This window comes from Streptomyces marispadix (genome assembly GCF_022524345.1).
Taxonomy (GTDB): Bacteria; Actinomycetota; Actinomycetes; order Streptomycetales; family Streptomycetaceae; genus Streptomyces; species Streptomyces marispadix.
The window spans coordinates 1-17,839 of the sequence record NZ_JAKWJU010000001.1; the positions used below are offsets into that span (position 1 = coordinate 1).

14 protein-coding genes and 1 pseudogene are annotated in these 17,839 nt (G+C 71.0%); 10 read left to right on the plus strand and 5 right to left on the minus strand.

The window, feature by feature from the left end:
* Nucleotides 1-287: 287 nt before the first annotated feature.
* Both MMA15_RS00005 and MMA15_RS00010 read right to left on the minus strand, forming a co-directional pair.
* Nucleotides 288-869 (minus strand): hypothetical protein, encoded by a 582-nt coding sequence (locus MMA15_RS00005; RefSeq protein ID WP_241056876.1) that lies wholly within the window; start codon nucleotides 867-869, stop codon nucleotides 288-290.
* Nucleotides 866-1,066 (minus strand): acyltransferase, encoded by a 201-nt coding sequence (locus tag MMA15_RS00010; RefSeq protein ID WP_241056877.1) that lies wholly within the window; start codon nucleotides 1,064-1,066, stop codon nucleotides 866-868. The genes MMA15_RS00005 and MMA15_RS00010 overlap by 4 nt, the downstream gene beginning before the upstream one ends.
* Nucleotides 1,067-1,967: 901 nt before the next feature.
* Here MMA15_RS00010 and MMA15_RS00015 point away from each other — a divergent pair.
* Both MMA15_RS00015 and MMA15_RS00020 read left to right on the plus strand, forming a co-directional pair.
* Nucleotides 1,968-2,132: a hypothetical protein gene (locus MMA15_RS00015; protein WP_241056878.1), complete on the plus strand. Its 165-nt coding sequence runs from the start codon at nucleotides 1,968-1,970 to the stop codon at nucleotides 2,130-2,132.
* On the plus strand, nucleotides 2,129-2,332 hold the full coding sequence (locus MMA15_RS00020; RefSeq protein ID WP_241056886.1) for a hypothetical protein: 204 nt from the start codon (nucleotides 2,129-2,131) through the stop codon (nucleotides 2,330-2,332). Before MMA15_RS00015 ends, MMA15_RS00020 begins: the two co-directional genes overlap by 4 nt.
* Nucleotides 2,333-3,086: 754 nt before the next feature.
* On the opposite strand, the gene MMA15_RS27695 is transcribed toward MMA15_RS00020, so the two are convergent.
* A complete protein-coding gene (locus tag MMA15_RS27695; RefSeq protein ID WP_308290478.1) occupies nucleotides 3,087-5,354 on the minus strand; it encodes a DnaB-like helicase C-terminal domain-containing protein in 2,268 nt (755 codons plus the stop codon).
* Between the two features lie 521 nt (nucleotides 5,355-5,875).
* Nucleotides 5,876-6,316, minus strand: a complete 441-nt coding sequence (locus MMA15_RS00040; RefSeq protein WP_241056880.1) for a hypothetical protein — start codon at nucleotides 6,314-6,316, stop codon at nucleotides 5,876-5,878.
* 642 nt (nucleotides 6,317-6,958) lie between these two features.
* Between MMA15_RS00040 and MMA15_RS00045 the strand changes: the two genes are divergently transcribed.
* From MMA15_RS00045 to MMA15_RS27705, 7 genes are all read left to right on the plus strand, one after another.
* The gene (locus MMA15_RS00045) at nucleotides 6,959-8,341 is read left to right on the plus strand and encodes an FAD-binding oxidoreductase (protein WP_241056881.1); all 1,383 of its coding nucleotides are present in this window, start codon (nucleotides 6,959-6,961) and stop codon (nucleotides 8,339-8,341) included.
* A gap of 1,478 nt (nucleotides 8,342-9,819) precedes the next feature.
* The gene (locus MMA15_RS28670) at nucleotides 9,820-9,897 is read left to right on the plus strand and encodes a 50S ribosomal protein bL37 (protein WP_484600488.1); all 78 of its coding nucleotides are present in this window, start codon (nucleotides 9,820-9,822) and stop codon (nucleotides 9,895-9,897) included.
* 298 nt (nucleotides 9,898-10,195) lie between these two features.
* The gene (locus MMA15_RS00050) at nucleotides 10,196-12,010 is read left to right on the plus strand and encodes a family 43 glycosylhydrolase (protein ID WP_241056882.1); all 1,815 of its coding nucleotides are present in this window, start codon (nucleotides 10,196-10,198) and stop codon (nucleotides 12,008-12,010) included.
* Between the two features lie 310 nt (nucleotides 12,011-12,320).
* Nucleotides 12,321-12,992 carry a dienelactone hydrolase family protein gene (locus MMA15_RS00055; protein ID WP_241056883.1) on the plus strand — a complete coding sequence of 224 codons (672 nt, stop codon included), beginning with the start codon at nucleotides 12,321-12,323 and terminating at the stop codon, nucleotides 12,990-12,992.
* A gap of 400 nt (nucleotides 12,993-13,392) precedes the next feature.
* Nucleotides 13,393-14,394, plus strand: a complete 1,002-nt coding sequence (locus tag MMA15_RS00060; RefSeq protein ID WP_241056884.1) for a LacI family DNA-binding transcriptional regulator — start codon at nucleotides 13,393-13,395, stop codon at nucleotides 14,392-14,394.
* A gap of 190 nt (nucleotides 14,395-14,584) precedes the next feature.
* Nucleotides 14,585-14,953, plus strand: a complete 369-nt coding sequence (locus MMA15_RS27700) for an SDR family NAD(P)-dependent oxidoreductase (protein WP_308290479.1) — start codon at nucleotides 14,585-14,587, stop codon at nucleotides 14,951-14,953.
* Between the two features lie 20 nt (nucleotides 14,954-14,973).
* The gene (locus MMA15_RS27705) at nucleotides 14,974-15,372 is read left to right on the plus strand and encodes an SDR family NAD(P)-dependent oxidoreductase (protein ID WP_308290480.1); all 399 of its coding nucleotides are present in this window, start codon (nucleotides 14,974-14,976) and stop codon (nucleotides 15,370-15,372) included.
* A 135-nt stretch (nucleotides 15,373-15,507) separates the two neighbouring features.
* Here MMA15_RS27705 and MMA15_RS00070 read toward each other — a convergent pair whose 3' ends face one another.
* Nucleotides 15,508-15,939 (minus strand): protein-tyrosine phosphatase family protein, encoded by a 432-nt coding sequence (locus tag MMA15_RS00070; protein ID WP_241056885.1) that lies wholly within the window; start codon nucleotides 15,937-15,939, stop codon nucleotides 15,508-15,510.
* Between the two features lie 138 nt (nucleotides 15,940-16,077).
* Between MMA15_RS00070 and MMA15_RS00075 the strand changes: the two are divergent.
* Nucleotides 16,078-16,418: pseudogene (locus MMA15_RS00075) on the plus strand (ArsC/Spx/MgsR family protein).
* The last annotated feature ends 1,421 nt before the right edge of the window (nucleotides 16,419-17,839 follow it).

A 17,839-nucleotide genomic window follows, 5' to 3' on the forward strand; every position in this document is an offset into this window, starting at 1 on the left:
GCCATGGCTGCTGGGCGCCGCGATCACTTCGCCTTTGCGAGAACAGCACCTGGAGTTGGGGAAGCAGGGTGCCGCGGCCGCCCTGCTGATGATGTCCGCTTTAACTGCCCATTCTTTACGGAGAGTTACGTAACCGCCCGTAGCAGACCCCGTAAGGAAACATGTAAGGAGAGTTGTAAGGCAGGTGGAGTCCCGTGCGGACCACCCTGTCAGTTCGCTCTGCGTCTGATGTCTGCCTGCTCATCAACTCCCGTACGTTGCCAGCCTGTTCGGCAGTACAGGTTTTGTCAGGCGGCGATGCCGACGCCGGAGACGTAGGCGTATGCGTCGTACTCCGAGCCCAGGTCGGTGATGATGTCGTCCCAGGCGGCGTCGAGTCTGGCGGTGTCGCGGGCGTCCCAGGCGGAGACGATGTCGTGCCAGTCCCGGATCTGGAGGGAGCGCTGTTGTACGTCGCGGCGGTGTGGGGGGCGTACCGCGGTCTGGTTGACGGGGTAGATCTCTACGCGGGTTCCGGCGCCTGCTCGGTTGAGGCGTTTTGTCAGTGCGCCGGAGCGGAGCATGTTGTGGCTGCGCAGGGTGCGGTAGGCCTTTTCGATGCGTTGGCGGCTTTTCCGGGAGGGTGTTGCTTTGCCGGTCTGCCAGCGGCGGAGTGTGGCGGGGCGTACGCCGGCGTTTTTGAGGGCGGTGCGGCCGGCGGGGCTGTCGAGGTAGTGGAGGCGGGCGTGGAGGCCGCGGCGGGTGTCGATGGGGCTGCGGATGCCGGTGTCGCGGATGATCCGGTCCAGTTCTGCGGCGAGGGCTTCGGCGCCGGGGATGCCTTGGGCGTGGTATTTGGAGAATTCGCCCCATTCCTCGCGTGCGGTCACCGGTCGGCTCCCAGCGTGTAGGTGCGCTTGGGTTTCATGTCGGACAGGTCTCGTCCTTCTGTGAATACCTGCTGCCAGTCGCCGTGGACGTGCAGCTCGTCGGTGCCGGTGACTTCGACGACCACGAGTCCGGCCTGGTGTGCTTTGCGGGCCTTGAGCCAGAGGTTCGCGTATGCCTGGCTGCGGAGGATGTGCATCCAGTCGGGGCGGCGGATCTCGCGGTTGTAGGTGGCGGCCCAGGGGGGACGACCATGGAGTCGGGGGCGTTGGGGTCTCGCCCCGGTCGTCGTCCCCCCTCCTCCCAGGCCGCGTGGGCGTGTCCACGGCGAGTGCGTGTGGGGAGCAGGTCCACGCGGGTCACGAGCCGGCCCGACAGAAGCTCTACATCCCCAGCGGATCCACCTACAGGGAGCGCGACCGAGAAGGAGGCATAATCGAAGGGGTTCCGCACGCCCAAGTGGGCGCGGGGGGGGGGGCAGGGGGCGAGGAGAGGACGGGCGCGGAGAGGGTGCAGACTCCGGGATCCGCGCCCCGGGGCCGAAGCCCCGGTCACCGCAGAGCTGACACCCAAACCGATGAGACCAGTCCTGGCGCCGGGTGCTGCAACTCCGGAGAACCTCGCGCAGCCCCAACTACACGGGTGTGGGCGCGGCCTGCCATCTGCTGCGCCTGGCCGGAGGGCTACCTCGACCGCCCCGCCGGCGCGGACCGCCCAGGAGCCGGCGGGGAGTGACGGTCCAGTCGGAGGCGGGCGCGCAGCGAGGAGGAGCCCGGGTGGGCGGGGGCGCGGATCGGGCGAGACGCGGACGATCTCTCCACCCGCGTCGGAGACCGACGGGAGGGTCGGGCAGTAGTGAGAATTCGCCTCGGGGAGTCGTCCGCGGTCCGCTCGTTCGGTGGCCTCCAGGGAGGTGGCAGCCGCGGCGGTCGCCCGGGAGCCCGGTGGCCGCATGCCCCCAGCGTGTGGGGAGCGGGGGAGGTGCGCTTGCGGTCTGCCCGGCCCCGCGGGCCGCGGGGTGTCGGAGGGCAGTCTCGTCCTCGTGACCGGGGGGGGGGGGGGGGGGGCGGTGATGGGGGGTCCTGGCATGAGAGGGGACCTTGGCTCAAGGCCCGCAAGCACACCAGGCCGGACTCGTGGTCGTCGAAGTCACCGGCACCGGCGAGCTGCACGTCCACGGCGACTGGCAGCAGGTATTCACAGAAGGACGAGACCTGTCCGACATGAAACCCAAGCGCACCTACACGCTGGGAGCCGACCGGTGACCGCACGCGAGGAATGGGGCGAATTCTCCAAATACCACGCCCAAGGCATCCCCGGCGCCGAAGCCCTCGCCGCAGAACTGGACCGGATCATCCGCGACACCGGCATCCGCAGCCCCATCGACACCCGCCGCGGCCTCCACGCCCGCCTCCACTACCTCGACAGCCCCCCGGCCGCACCGCCCTCAAAAACGCCGGCGTGACGCCCCGCCACACTCCGCCGCTGCGCAAAGCCACCCTCCCGGAAAAGCCGCCAACGCATCGAAAAGGCCTACGCAGGTGGCCCCGCGGCGGCCCCCAACATGCTCCGTTCCGCCGCGACGAGCGCCTCGCACCGGGTCCAGAGCGGAGCATGTTGTGGCTCCGCCAGCGTGCGACACCGCCAGACTCGACGCCGGAGACGTAGGCGTATGCGTCGTACTCCGAGCCCAGGTCGGTGATGATGTCGTCCCAGGCGGCGTCGAGTCTGGCGGTGTCGCGGGCGTCCCAGGCGGAGACGATGTCGTGCCAGTCCCGGATCTGGAGGGAGCGCTGTTGTACGTCGCGGCGGTGTGGGGGGCGTACCGCGGTCTGGTTGACGGGGTAGATCTCTACGCGGGTTCCGGCGCCTGCTCGGTTGAGGCGTTTTGTCAGTGCGCCGGAGCGGAGCATGTTGTGGCTGCGCAGGGTGCGGTAGGCCTTTTCGATGCGTTGGCGGCTTTTCCGGGAGGGTGTTGCTTTGCCGGTCTGCCAGCGGCGGAGTGTGGCGGGGCGTACGTACGCCGGCGTTTTTGAGGGCGGTGCGGCCGGCGGGGCTGTCGAGGTAGTGGAGGCGGGCGTGGAGGCCGCGGCGGGTGTCGATGGGGCTGCGGATGCCGGTGTCGCGGATGATCCGGTCCAGTTCTGCGGCGAGGGCTTCGGCGCCGGGGATGCCTTGGGCGTGGTATTTGGAGAATTCGCCCCATTCCTCGCGTGCGGTCACCGGTCGGCTCCCAGCGTGTAGGTGCGCTTGGGTTTCATGTCGGACAGGTCTCGTCCTTCTGTGAATACCTGCTGCCAGTCGCCGTGGACGTGCAGCTCGTCGGTGCCGGTGACTTCGACGACCACGAGTCCGGCCTGGTGTGCTTTGCGGGCCTTGAGCCAGAGGTTCGCGTATGCCTGGCTGCGGAGGATGTGCATCCAGTCGGGGCGGCGGATCTCGCGGTTGTAGGTGGACTCTCCCATGGTGGAGATGAACTTGGAGTACGCGGATTTGAGGTATTCCACCGTGACGTCGTCTCCGTTTTCGATGGCTTCCCGGCGTACTTGGGCGAGGGTGCGGCGCAGCTTCTCCAGGACGTTCTCCGTCGCGCCGGAGGTCCATGATTCGTGGATGAGGGGCGGGTCGCACAGGCCGTCCTGGGTGCAGCGCTGGAGGAGGCGCAGGGTGGGTTCGGTGATCCAGACGTCGCCGGTTTTGCGGCGGTCTCCGAGTGGTGAGGGCAGGTCCTCGTGGGGCCAGGCGGGTGGGGTGATGTGGTGGATGCCGGCGCGTTTGGGGTCGTGGACTTGGCTGTCGTTCCAGGTGAGTTGGCCGATGGGCAGGTGTGTCTTGAATGCGGCGAGGTAGGCGGCGTTCGCATCGAGTGCGATGGTCTCGCGTGGGGTGGCGTCGGCGCGTACGGCGGTGTTCTTCCAGTTCTGGCGGCCTTCCCAGATGGCGTCGGCGCCGGATTTCTGGCCGGTCTTCTTCAGCAGGTCCAGTACCGGCGGGAACGAGCTGTGTTCGTAGCGGGAGCCTTTGCGGGTGTGGTCGAACCAGGCCATGACGTCCGGCACGGCCCGCTTGATGAGTGTTCTGGCCGCGGCGTCGGCGTCGCCGCCCGCGGCGTGCAGGGCGTCGGCGACGGTGGCGTGGATCTGTTCGATGACGTCGGCGTCGAGTGATCCTGAACGCGCCGCGGCGGGGCGGGACTTGGGAGCTGTGGTGGCTCGGTTGGCGTGCTCTGCCGGGGGGTGGGGTGGTGGCTGCTTTGTGCGGGGTGCAGGCGGCGGTGGAGGGGGTTGTGGGGGTGTGTGCGGGTCGGGGGTGTCGAGGAAGCGGGCGTGTACGAAGTCGGGGTAGAGCGTCACGTCGCCCATGCCGATGTCGTCGTCGGCTACGGCGAGTCGGGCCGTGTCGCCGGTGCGCTCCAGGCGGAGTACGACGTCGGCGCGGAGGGTGTCGAGGAGGGTGGGGTCGTCGGTGTCGACGACGGCGAGTACCGGCAGGTGGTGGGTGCGGGCGAGGCGCATCAGGTCGCGGGTCGCGGCGGGGAGGGTGTCGCCGGACAGCGGTACGGCCGGGTCCGCGGCGGTTTGGAGGCGGTCGACGACGAGGAGGGCCAGGCCGTCGACGTCGGCGAGGGTGGACTCGATGGCGCCGGTGTCGAGGTCGTCTCCGTCGTCGACGTACAGGGGGGCTTGGCGGGGTTCGGCGAGTCGTGCGGCGAGGTGTGGCGGGGGGTCCAGCAGGCCCGATCGCAGTCGTTGGTAGTCGGCGCCGGCGTGTGCGGCGGTGATGCGGGCGACGACGTCCGCGGCGGAGGGGCCGGAGGCGGCGTAGAGGACGGGGCGGCCGTGGACGACGGCGGTGTCGCGGGCCGCGCTCGCGGCGAGGAGGCTGCCGCCGGCGCCGGGTGCGGCGGCGATGAGGGCGAGGCGGCCCGGGAGGAGTCCGCCGCCGGTCGCGTCGTCGAGGGCGGCGAGTCCGTAGGAGAGTGCGGCGCGGGCGGTGCTGGTGATGCTCTCCAGCACCGCGGCGGGTCCGGTCAGTGTCCGTGCCCGGCGAGCAGGCCGCGGGGTCTGGGGCGGTGCGGCCTCGGCGGGCGGGGCGGGCGCCTCGTCGACGGGCCTGGTCGCTGCGGTTTCGGCGGGCGACGGGGGCGTGGGCGCCGGGACCGTCGCCTCGGCGGGGACGTCGGCGGGGAGGAGTACGGCGACGTCGCGGGTGCGCTTCCGCAGCCGCTGGGGAGCGCCGGCGGCGGCTGCGGTGACGAGGCTGCCCAACTGCTGGCGGGCCTGGGTGAGTCCGTGCGCGGGCCAGGACTCCAGCACGGCGTGCTGCTGTTCGGTGAGGGCGTTCAGCGGTGTCAGGACGGCCCGTACGACCGTGTCGCCGGACTCCCGCGTGATGACCACGGGCTTTCCGGCATCGAGCAGTTGGAACAGGGCCTTACGAGCGGCCTCCGTCCCGTACGGCCCTGTGGCGACGCCGTGTGTGGGCACGCGGGGTCACCTCCTCACGGTTTCGACCTCACACCTTGATGTGTAAGCAGTGAGAGCAAACCTATCAAGACGTGTCCCAACTATGCGCCGGAACAGGCGCTTTCACCAACATGACGAGACGTCGTCATGTCAGGAGCGGTGACGGACACCAAGGGGAAGAGGCGGCAGGTGCCGGTCGCGGGCGCCTGCCGTCTTGTTTCCGGAAGGGGCCGAACGGCCGGACCTGACAGCCCAGTTAGCCGGCACGTACAGGCACCGGCGCGGACGGTGCTGTGCGGAGTACGCGGAGTACCGTCCGGGCCGGACGGCTCCCGCCGCGATGCGGGCCGGGCTTCTCCGCGGGCCGGTGCCGCACCGGTTTGTCACTGTGGGCTCAGATGGCTGTGTTTCCATGCCTGTTGGGGTTCGCCGACGGCGTCATCCGCTTCCTGAGCGGCTGTTCGGGCCCGGCCGCGTCGGCCGGCCGCCGGGGCCGCACCGTTCGGCGGCAGGTCGTTCGGCGGTCGGTGCCTGGCGGGGTTCTAGGGACTCGGCCACAGGGTGAGGCGGTCGGTGACCCAGTCCCACACCCCGGCCTGTGCGCTCTTGCCGGCTCCGCGGGGGTCGAGGTCCGGGGCCCGCCTGCGGAGCCACCGGGCTGTGGCTTCGGGGTCCGCCACGGAGACGGAGAGCAGCCTCCACGGCGTACCGGGCCGCACCTCGACGCACACCACGGGACGGCCGGGCCGGAAGGCGACGAAGTCGTCCTCCTCGTGGTCTCGGCGGGTGCCGGCGTACAGCGCCCCCGAGATCCACACGCCGCGGCGTGCGACTCCGCGCAGAGCACGCCACCAGTCACGCTCGGTCCTCACGCGCCGTACCGCGGCGAGCGGTACCCGCACGTCGCCGTGCCGCGCTGCGGCCTTCTCCCACCAGGGCAGCCGGACGATCAGGTCGTCGTCTTCGACGAGTAGCCGTGCCATCGCGCGTTCGTCCCCACTTCGTGGCGGTCCTCGGCCCGATCCGGGTTCCCGCCGGAACCCGGTTCACCCCCCGCCCGCTCGCCGAGACACGGGCCGCGGGAGTGCCGGCTCTCCGCGGGCGGCGGTCGTCCGCACGCGCCGGTCGTCGGCCAGCGTTTCGCCCCGGGCATTTCAACGGCAGCGCCGTCGCCGTCGCCGCCGCCGCCCCAGGGGGCACCAAAGGAGGCACCAAAGCGTGAACCGGGCCCTCCCCCGCGCAGGGTTGGGCCGCAGGCGTAGCGAAGCTGGCACCGCCTTCCCCCGGCCGTCATCTCAACTTCCCGTCTGTGGGCGGGACATGGAGACAGCGCGACACAGAGAGGTTCGGCCGGGAGGTTCGGCCGGGTGTCGAACTGGGCGCTCCTGTCTGCGCGTTCCCCACCCCCGGGGGGCCGGGCCCGACGGCGCGGAGCGCACCCTCCCGGCCGACGCCGCCACCCCCGTTCCCGCTCCCGCTGCTTCTCCCTGTGCCCGTTACCTCTGCGTCCCCTCCAGCCTTCCAGCCCTTCCCAGACCCTCCGGTGTCCCGGCCGTCGCCTCCGGCTCCGTTTCTTCCGGGCGTTACGGTCGAAAGTAGGTAAAAGCTGCGCGGAAGGGGACACTATGTCGTCCCGGATGGTGCATGAGAGCGCACTCAACGATCTGCGGAGGGGTTTCACCGGCGTTCTGCTGACTCCCGGTGATCCCTCGTATGAGGAGCGGCGGCATGTCTTCAACGCCATGATCGACCGCTCGCCCGCGCTGATAGCTCTGCCCCGTAACGAGGCCGAGGTGGCCCGGGCCGTGGCCTACGGGCGTGCCGAGGGGCTGCAGATCGCGGTGCGCGGCGGCGGGCACAGCGTGGCGGGGAATTCCACGACCGACGGGGTGGTGGTGGATCTGCGGCTGATGAACGGCGTCACGGTGAATCCGGACGCGCGGGCGGTGCGGGTGGGCGGCGGTGCCACCATGGCCGATCTCGACCGTGCGACCCAGCCGTATGCGCTGGCCACGACGGGCGGGCGGGTCTCGACGACGGGGGTCGGCGGGTTCGTGCTCGGCGGGGGTTCGGGGTGGCTGGAGCGGGCCTTCGGCCTGGCCTGCGACAACCTGCTGGCGGCCGAGGTCGTCACCGCCGGCGGTGATCTCGTACGGGCCACGCCGCACACCCACAGCGAACTGTTCTGGGCGCTGCACGGCGGCGGCGGCAACTTCGGCCCGGTCACCTCGCTGACGCTGCGGCTGCATCCGCTGCCCGCGCTGACGGCCGCGCTGCTGGTGTGGCCGCCGGAGTCGGGTGGGGAAGTGGCGCGCGCCTACCGGGAGTTCATCGCCGGCGCCCCGGACCAGGTCGGGGGCGGGCTGATCTACCTGACCGCCGGGGAGGAGCCCTTCGTCCCCCGCGGGCTGGTGGGGAAGCTGGTGTGCGCGGTACTGATCACCTACACCGGGCAGGAGGCGCAGGCCCGTGAGGTCATGGCCCCGATGCTGCGGCTCGGCCACGCCGGAGCGATGATCGCCCAACTCCCCTACGCGCAGCTGCAGAGCATGCTCGACGACCCGCCCGGCTACCGCAACTACTGGTCCGCGGAACACCTCGACGCCTTCCCCGACGACGCCGTCGACCTGTTCTGCGCACGGGCCCACGACATGATCGTCCCCTCCCCCTCCCAGCACGTCCTCTTCCCCCAGGGCGGCGCGGTCGCCCGCGACGCCGACCGCTACCCCCTGCCCTGGCGGCACGCCCCCTGGATCGTCCACCCCTTCGGACTGTGGAACGACCCCGCCGACGACACCCGCGGCAAACAATGGGCCCGCGGCCTGCGCGAGGACCTCTCCCCCTGGGCAAGCGGCGCCGTCTACCTCAACTTCATCGGCCACGAAGGCGAAGACCGCATCATCGCCGGCCTCGGCCGCCACAACTACCAGCGCCTGGCCCGCATCAAGGCCCACTACGACCCCGACAACACCTTCCGCCTCAACCACAACATCAAACCCGCCCCCTGACCCCCACACACCAGGCAGCGGGCAGCGGGCAGCGGGCAGGCCAACGCCCCGGGCGCCGGGGCGAGAACACCACCCCCCAGCACCACCGGCCCACACCCGCACCCCGCCCCGGGACACCGATCCCGCCCCGCCCCCGGGGCCGGTCCCGGCCTCGACCTCGACCGCGGTCTCGGTCTCGGTCTCGGTCTCGGCCGGTGAGGCAGCACCTCAGCAACCGTCCCGAACTACCGGCCCCCACCCGCCCCGTACGGCGACGAACAGCAGGCCGTCCGATCCCACACGGCCCGCTACGGGCGGCGAGCACGCCGCACACCCGCAGACACCGCAGCGTTGCCCCACCGGACGAGACCAGGCACCCCCGCCCCCAACGAGACCTCCGTCGTCGGCACAACCCCGCGGACAACACCCGGGCGCACCCCTTCGTGCGCCCGGCGAAGTCCTGGCTCCAGGCGGGCACTTGGCGCAGGCCGGTGTCCGGTCGGGCGGGGCGGCCGGGCGGGTAGCGGAGTGCCTGGGGCCGGGGATGTGAAGGGGACTCGGCCACCACCCGCCCCCCGGACCCGATGAACACAAAGCCCGGCCCCACAGCCCCCACACCCCACACTCTCCCGCTCTCCCGGGACGAGACCGGCCCCCCACCGACCGGCACACATACCACCCGCACGACGCGCCCCCGGGCACCGGCCCGCCTGGTTCACCGCCGTCCCGCCAACACCCCACCCCACCCCGGCGAAGCGCCCGATCACCAGCGGCCACGCTCTACGCCCACCACGCGTGCCGTACGCCGCACGCCAGAACTTCGGCCCGCCCGACAGGCGCACCCCTGAGACAGCAACAACCGCCCCTTCTCCGCCAGTTCACTCACCTCCCGACGCCCCCGCGCCGCCGCACGACCCCACACCCCAGCGCCCGGGGCCCGGGGCCCGCCCAAAATGCGCGGGTGGTCCGGCGAAACGCCTCGCGCCCGTACAGCACGTGGCCGGTGCGAGCGATCAGTGAGCACCGGCATCCGCCGCCAGCCCCGCCCGCGCGCTGCCGCCGGAACCACCACCGCCCCGGCCCCCGCGCACCCGGCACAACTCCCCCGCCACGACAGCCCGTTCCCCACCCCCGGCCCGCAACCAGCCGCCGGGCCCGGCCCTCCCTACGGCCCCGCCCCGGGAAAGGACCTCCCGGCCGACGCCCATGCCGCGACCGGCTACCGCCGCCTCGCCCCCTGTGACGCGGGCGCGATCGCGCCGTCTACGCGACGTCAACACACCGCCCACACCGGCGCCTTCACCGGCCGCCGACCCCCGGCGCCAGAGACCCCGGCGCCGGGCGACCGCGGTTAGCCCCGCCGGCGCGATCACTGCCACCATGGGCGATGCGCCGAGCCGCTGCCCCCGGGCAGGCCGCGCCCCGTGCGCACGCCCGCAGCAGCTTCTACCAGGGCAACCACCAGGAAAAGAAACCAACCCCCTTGCAGAGGAGTCGACATGTCGTCGAAGCGCCGCCGTAAGAAGAAGGCACGCCGTAAGAACGCGGCCAACCACGGCCGCAAGCCCCAGACCTGAACCACCACCGCACACCCGCACCCCACCGGCGCACGCCGCACCCGGCAGCCGCCCGCCCCCGCCGCCCCTACCCCGGGCGCCCCGGGGGCGGGCGGCTGCCCCGCACCCAGAACCTCCGGCACCCCCGACATCCCCAGCACCCCCAGCACTCCCGGCTCCTCCGGCGTCCGGTCGGCGACCTCGCCCCGGGCGGCGTTTGTCAACAGGGCAACGAACAGCACCCCCCTCCTTTACAACGTTGTAGCGGGCGCAGTACACATGCTCTGCCGCCGTCAGCGCCCAGGGAGGGGACACGTACGTGACCGCAACCACCGCCGGATCCCGGATCCGCACCGCCGTCGCAGGATCGGCCCTGCTCGCCGTCCTCGCCGCCGCGCCCGGGGCCTACGGCACGTTCGCCTCCGCCGACTCCCGGAACCCGGCTTCTGAGAGCCCGGCTTCGGGGAAGACCTACGTCAACCCCGTCTCCCGCGGCTTCGCCGACACCTTCGCCGACCCCGCCGTCGTCCGCGGAAAAGACGGCTACTGGTACGCGTTCGGCACCACCGACCCCCTGCGCAGCGGCGGGAAACCCCACTCGCTTCCCGTCGCCCGCTCCCGCGACCTGGTGGAGTGGAAGTACGTCACCGACGCGCTCGGCAAGGACAACGCGCCCGGCTGGGCCGCGGAAGACGCCGCCTACTGGGCCCCCGACATCACCTACCACGACGGCCGCTACTGGCTGTACTTCGTGGTCACGCAGACCGACGCCACCGACGAGAAGGACGACAGCGCCATCGGCGTCGCCACCGCCTCCAGCCCCGCCGGACCGTGGAAGACCCACGGCGAACCGGTCGTGCCGCCCCGCCGCGGCGACAACGGCTTCAAATGGACCTTCGACCCCGCCCACGTCACCGACACCGACGGCCGCCGCTACCTCTACTACGGCTCCTACAACGGCGGCATCGAAGTCACCGCGCTCTCCCCCGACGGCACCCGGCGGGCGGGCCGCCCCACCCTGGTCGCCACCGACAACCGCTTCGAAGGCGCGTATGTGATCCGCCGCGGCGGCTGGTGGTACCTCTTCGCCTCCTCCGGCGACTGCTGCGCCGGGCCGACCACGGGTTACTCGGTGTTCGCAGGCCGCTCCCGCTCCGTCCGCGGCCCCTTCACCGACCGCGACGGCGTACCGCTGACCGCGTCGCGCACCGGAGGCTCCATCACGCTGACCCCCAACGGCAACCGGTGGGTGGGAACCGGCCACAACGCGGTCGTCACCGACCTCGCCGGGCAGGACTGGATGCTCTACCACGCCATCGACCGCTCGAACCCGTACCTCGACAAGCCCTACGGCATCAACCGGCGCCCCATGCTCATCGACCGGCTCGACTGGAAGAACGGATGGCCGGTGGTGCGAGGCGGGAAGGGCGCCTCGGCCGGGCGGCAGCCCGCACCGGTGACCTCTCCCCGCACGAAAGCGCAGAAGCGGCCGGCCGTCCCTGCCGGCGGGGACAGCCGGCCGCCCGGCGATCCCGGATCCCTCGACCCCGCCCGCAGCGACGAGTTCGACGGTGAACGGCCCCGCCCCGGATGGCAGTGGGTACGTCACCCGGCGGGAAGCGTGAGGGACGGGCAGTACGTGTGGCGGACCCAGGACGCGGAGCTGCACAAGAAGACCAACACCGCGTCCGTCATGCTGCGTCAGGCGCCGCGGGGCGACTTCACCGTCGAGACGAAACTCAGCATCGACCTCGGCGTGGAGACCGTACGCAACTACCAGCAGGCCGGACTGGTCGCCTACGCCGGCGACGACCGGTACCTGCGCCTCGCGCACACCGCCATCTGGAACACCCGGCAGACCGAATACGGCAAGGAGCAGCCGTATGCCGGAGACATCGCCTACGGCTCGGCCTCGGTCGGCCCTCCCGCACGGACCACATGGCTGCGGCTGCGGCACACCACCTCTCACGGGGAACACCACGTGCAGGCCCTCACCAGCCGCGACGGAACACAGTGGACCGCCGGCGGCACATGGACCATCCCCGGAAAACACCGGCTGCGCTACGGACTCGTATCCCTCGGCGGCGACGGAGCCACGGCGAAATTCGACTACTACCGCCTCTACCGGCACTGACAGCACCACAGCAAACAGAACCCGGACAGCGGGCAGCAGGCGAGCAGAACCCGGGCAGCGGGCGAGCAGGAGACGGGCAGGACGGAGCACGGGTACCGGGCGGCTCCAGGCGGGCCGCGCGCCGGGCCGGCACCACGCGAGGCATGACCCGGCGGCAGAGCGGGCCCGGGTGCCGCAGACCCCCGAGCCCGCTTCTGCCCAGCCGTGCACCAGGTCCTGCGCTGCGCGACGCATCACGCCGGGCATGACCCGGCCGCGCGGCGGCTACCCCGGAAGGCAGCAACCACAAGCCGGAAAGGGGAGAACGCTGATGATCTCGGAGCAGATCTCGGTGGCGGTGCCCGGCAACGTCGACCTCCCCGGGGACCTCGACATGCCGCCCTCCCCGCGCGGGATGGTGCTGTTCGTCCACGGAAGCGGCAGCTCCCGGCACAGCCCGCGCAACCGCGCCGTCGCCGCCGAACTACAACGCCACGGATGGGGCACCCTGCTGATCGACCTCCTCAGCGAGGACGAGGAGAAGACCGACGCGGCGACCGGGCAGCACCGCTTCGACATCGCCCTGCTCAGCGAACGGACGGCCACCGCCATCGAGTGGCTGAGCAAATACCCCGTGACCCACGGCGTGCCCGTGCACCTCTTCGGAGCCAGCACCGGCGCAGCAGCCGCCCTCGTCGCCGCAGCCCAGGCCGGACCGGTCGTCTCCGTCGTCTCCCGCGGAGGCCGCCCCGACCTCGCCGGCGACGCCCTCAAACAGGTAGAAGTCCCCGTACTGCTCCTCGTCGGCGGACGCGACCCCCAGGTACTGGAACTGAACCAGGAAGCCGCCCAGCTCCTGCCCGCGGACCACCAGCTCCAGGTCATCCCCGGAGCAACACACCTCTTCGAAGAACCCGGCGCCCTGGAACAGGTCGCCGCCGCAGCACGCGAATGGTTCCTCAACACCGCCGAAGCACACGCCGAAGGCCACCACCTGCCCTGACCCCCACCACACCCAGCCCCCCGGCACCCGCCCGCCGTCCCCCGCCCACACCGGCACCACCGAACGACCCACGACCCACGAGCGAACGGCCCACGAGCGGGAAACCGCCGGCTACGCCGGGACGCCGAAGCGCCGCGGCCAGGGGAAACCCGGCGCGAAAGCCCTGTCCCCAGACCGGCCGACGCGGGACAGCGACCCCTCACGACACCCGGCCGGGAAGCGTTCGACGCGCAGCAGCCCCCGCCCCTCCCCGGGGCCGGACAGGCCGCAGAGCACACGCCCTCCCCCCGCCGAACAGACCGCCAGGAACACGTCCTTCGCGCGCCGGGCACCCCGGTACGATGCGGGCATCACCTACCGGGGGCCGAGCAGCGGCCAGGCCGAGGAGAACTGAAGCCAGTTGCCGCGCCGGATCACCATCTACGACGTCGCCTCCCAAGCCGGAGTGAGCATCTCCACCGTCTCACTCGCGCTCAACACCCCAGCCCGGGTCAGCGAGCGCACACGGCAGCGCGTGCTGAAGGCCGCGGACGCACTCGGCTACACACCCAAGACGGAGGCCGTCGCCAAGGCCCGCAAGGGAGTCGGGCGGATCGGCGTGCTCGCCCCCTACACCTCCTACCCCTCGGTGGCACGGCGGCTGAGCGGTGTACTGAAAGCGGTGGGCGACGGGCCGCTGGAAGTCGTCGTCTTCGACCACGCCTCAGCGGCACATTCCGCCTCACCCCTGCTGGAGACTCTGCCGCTGACCGGCCGGCTCGACGGACTCATCGTGATGAGCCTGCCGCTGGAGGACCATGCCGCCCGCCGCCTCACCGACTCCCGGCTGCCCGCGGTACTGGTCGACGCGCGGCGGGACGGCTTCGACTCCGTGCACACCGACGACGCCGACGGCGGACGGCTGGTAGCCGAACATCTGCTGGAACGCGGCTACCACAGCTTCGGCTTCCTCGGCGAGGAACAGATGTCGCAGGCGTACCAGTCGCCGGGACAGCGCCGCCTGGCCGGATTCCGTACCGCACTGGCCAGCGCGGGCCACCGACTTGAAGCAGAGCGCGTGCGCCACACCCCCCACGGACTGGAACAGGCCACCAAAGCAGCGAAAGAACTGCTGGCCAGCCCGGACCGGCCGCGGGCACTGTTCGCCGCAGACGACACACTCGCCGCCGGGGCCCTGCGCGCGGCCGGTTCACTGGGACTGGCCGTCCCCGGCGACCTCGCACTGGCCGGATTCGACGACAGCGAACTGGCCCGTGCACTGGAACTCACCACCGTCCGGCAACCCCTGGAAGAATCCGGCCACACCGCAGCCGACCTGCTGATCCAGCGCATCACCCACGGCCCCACGGCCACACGGGAGACCACCCTCAAACTGGAACTCCTCCCCCGGCACTCCACCTGAAAAGCCACGCGGAAGCCGGACACAGAACCACCGACCACCGGACCACCGGACCACCGGACCACCGGACCACCGGCAACCCGCGACCGGCAACCGACCCGGAGTGTCGAAGTGCTTCGACGAATGCTGTTGACAGGGCGGGGGGGGGCGTGAGGCTGCCGGTGACCCATCGGCCTGGAAGAACGGAGACGCCGTGCGCAGCAGCCACGTGGTGACAGGAGGAGGCCGCGGCATCGGACGGGCCGTGGCCGAACGGCTGCTCGCCGAAGGCCACTTCGTGGTGGTGATCGAGGCCGACCCGGAGGCGGTGGAGTGGCTGGAGCACCCTGCGCACGCCGCTCGCGCCTCGGCCGTCACCGGCGACGCCCGCGAAGAGGCCGTGGCGGAGCACGCGGCGGACCTCGCCGAATCAGCCGGCGTGCTGGACGGCTGGGTCAACAACGCCGCCGTCTTCCGCGACGCGTCACCCGGCATCTCCCCCACCCCGGCGGTCATCGAACTGATCGAGGCCGTCATGGTCCCGCCGTCACGGGATGCGCCACCGCCCTACGCCGGTTCCTGAAGGCCGACTCGCCCGGGGCGATCGTCAACATCACCTCGCACCAAGCCCGTCGGCCCGTACCGGGATGCGCCCCGTACGCCACCGCGAAGGCGGCCGTCGAAGGACTGACACGGGCACTCGCCGTCGAATACGGACCCCGCGGCATCAGGGTCAACGCCGTAGCACCCGGATCGATCGCGACCGAGCGCTACACATCACTCCTCGCCGCCCAGGAACCCCACACAGCGCAGGCCGTAGAAGCCGGGATGCGGGCACTGCACCCACTCGGCAGGACCGGCCTCCCCGAAGAAGTCGCCGCAGCCGTGACGCACCTGCTCTCCACCGAGGCCGCCTACATCACCGGCGTCACCCTGCCCGTCGACGGCGGACGAACCATCCTCGGCCACGACCCCGAACCGCTGCAGACCACCAACACCTGACAAGCCCCTCCCCGCACGACGCGCACACAACGAAGCGCGCTCACACGAGGAAACGCGCTCACGCGAAGAGGCGGGCTCACGCGAAGAGGCGGGCTCACGCGAAGAGGCGGGCTCACGCGAGGAAACGCAGAACGCTCACTCCGTGAAACGCAGAACGTAGCGGCGCTGCCAGGGCGTCTCCACCGCACGGGGATCGTAATGGCGCCGCACAAAGGCCACGGCCTCGGCCGCCGGGACACCGTCGAGGACAGCCAGACACGCCAGCGCGGTACCGGTACGACCCCGGCCCCCACCGCACGCGACCTCCACCCGCTCCGCCCCGGCCCGCGACCACGCCTCACTCAACACCGCCAACGCCTGAGGACGGCTCACGGGCAGCCGGAAATCGGGCCAGCGCAACCAGCAGAAATCCCACGGCACATGAGACGGCTCCTTGCCCAGCAAGAACACCGAAAACGCCGGGACAGGCCCCGGCGGCAACGGACGGCGCAGCGCCCGTCCACGCAACAGACGCCCCGAGGGAAGACGCACCACCCCGCCTCCCGCCGGATCCCAAGTACCGCTCACAGGGCCCAGGCTAGACCCCCAGGCGGGACGCAGCCCCCGGCCTGAAGCGGCCCGCGCAGCCACAACAGGAATGAGCAAAAAGGGATGAGCAAAAAGGGATGATGGGCGCACCAGCCGAGGAAGGGACCGGAGAAGAACATGGAGATCTGGATCAACCCCCACTGTTCCAAATGCCGTTCCGCACTGTCACTGCTGGACGCGGAAGGCGCCCACTACACCGTACGGCGCTATCTCGAACACCCCCCACCACCACCGAACTGGAAGACGTCCTCACACGACTGGAACTGGAACCCTGGGACATCACCCGCACCCACGAACCCGCCGCCACAGACCTCGACCTCGCCTCCTGGCCACGCACCCCAGACAACCGCACACGCTGGATCGAAACACTCGCCGCCCACCCCACCCTCATCCAACGCCCCATCATCACCGCCCACGACGGAACCACCGTCATAGCCCGCACACACCACAAACAGTGAAAACCGCACTCCAACACGACACACCACAAACACCCAACTAAAACCCCCACACAAACACCCAACAGACGCGGACAAGCACCCAACCGATACAGAACCCCCAGACAAGCACCCGACAGATACAGAAACCCCCGGGGGGCCGCTCAACCAGCAGCACCATGACCGACGTTGACGCTGCGACGGCCGTTGACGCTATGACCGGCGGCGGCCCACCCCTGCGACCCCAGCACCCCACCAACACCGCACACAACAACAACAGATGCGACACACCACTCACCGGAACCGGCGAAAGCCGCCACCCCACCCCAGACCGTCCGGACGTCACCGGCCGAAACCACCCCGAGCCGCTCAACCAGCAGCGCCATAACCGACGTTGACGCTATGACGGACGACGGCCCGCCCCCTGCGATCCCAGCCCCACAAAGCACGGCACCAGCGGCCCACCCCCTGCTCCCAGCACCCGACCAACACCGCACACAACGACAACAGATGCGGCGGCACACCGTCACCGGAATCGGTGACGTCCGTACTCGACCGAGACGGTCCGGCCGTCACCGGCCGACCCCCCGGGTCTGCTCAACCAGCAGCGCTTTTACGGCTGTTGAGGCCCCGCAGCAGTCCCACGAAGCGCGGCACCGGCGAAGCCAGCACCTGCTCCCAGCACCCAACCAACATCACCGCGGACGACGAGAACAGATGCCGCAGGCCACCCACCAGAAACAGCGAAAGCCGCCACCCCACCCCGGACCGTCCGGACGTCACCGGCCGACCCCCCCCGGGTCTGCTCAACCAGCAGCGTCATGACGGCCGTTGACGCTATGACGGACGACGGCCCGCCCCCTGCGATCCCAGCCCCCGACCATCACCGCAGACGACGGGAACAGGTGCGGCAGGCCGCTCACCGGAACCGGCGAAAGCCGCCACCCCACCCCAGACCGTCCGGACGTCACCGGCCGAAACCACCCCGGGCCGCTCAACCAGCAGCGTCATGACGGCCGTTAACGCTATGACGGACGACGGCCCGCCCCCTGCGATCCCAGCCCCCAACCAACACCACAGACGACAGGAACAGATGCGGCAGGCCGCCCACCGGAACCGGCGAAAGCCGGCACTCGACCGAGGAGGTCCGGACGTCACCGGCCGACCCCCCCGGGTCTGCTCAACCAGCAGCGCCATGACAGCCGTTGAGCCCCGCAGCCACGATATGCCCGCCACGCCCGCCACGCACCGAAGGAAACCGGGCTTACCCCACGGACAGGAGCGGCGCCCGCAGACGACACACCAGACGACTGGTCCACAACAATCCCCTCTCAAAAACACACACAACACGCACGCACCCCTCAACAGACCAATACACCCCACAAAACTCATCACCCACCCCCAAACACAAACCCGGCACACCCCCACAGCCCCCCACGCGGCAC